Genomic DNA, 486 nt, shown 5'->3' with positions numbered 1-486 from the left:
CCACCGGCAAGAGCGATGCCGGCCTCGGCATGGCGCTGCGCTGGCTGAAACCGCTGGAGCAGGGTTTCGACGTCAAGATCGCCGCCGGCACCCATGGCGGCTGCATGCGCGTGCTGACCCGCACCGATTCCGGCGTCGCCAAGCTCGCCGATCTCAAGGGCAAGATCGTCGCGGTCGGCGATCTCGGCGGCCCCGACAAGAACTTCTTCTCGATCCAGCTCGCCAAGCTCGGCATCGATCCGAACAAGGACGTCGACTGGCGCGCCTATCCCGGCAATTTGCTCGACGTTGCGGTCCAGAAGGGCGAGGTGCAGGCGTTCCTGGCCTCCGATCCGCTCGCCTATCTCTGGCTGAAGGACACCCAGTACAAGGAAGTCGCTTCCAATCTCGACGGCGAATATCGCGACAAGAGCTGCTGCATCGTCGGCCTGCGCGGCAGCCTCGTGCGCGAGGAGCCGCAGGTTGCCCGCGCGCTCACCCAGGCGC

Annotated in this window: 1 protein-coding gene; it reads left to right on the top strand. The window is 66.3% G+C overall.

Going from position 1 to position 486, the window contains the following annotated elements; all coding sequences use genetic code 11:
• On the top strand, window positions 1-486 hold a 486-nt coding region (locus K3G39_RS20440), incomplete at both ends, for an ABC transporter substrate-binding protein (protein ID WP_220628024.1).

Origin of the sequence: Pontibacter sp. HSC-14F20, from assembly GCF_019599265.1 — a bacterium.
Lineage (GTDB): Bacteria > Bacteroidota > Bacteroidia > Cytophagales > Hymenobacteraceae > Pontibacter.
This window is presented reverse-complemented; position numbering and strand designations above follow the sequence as displayed.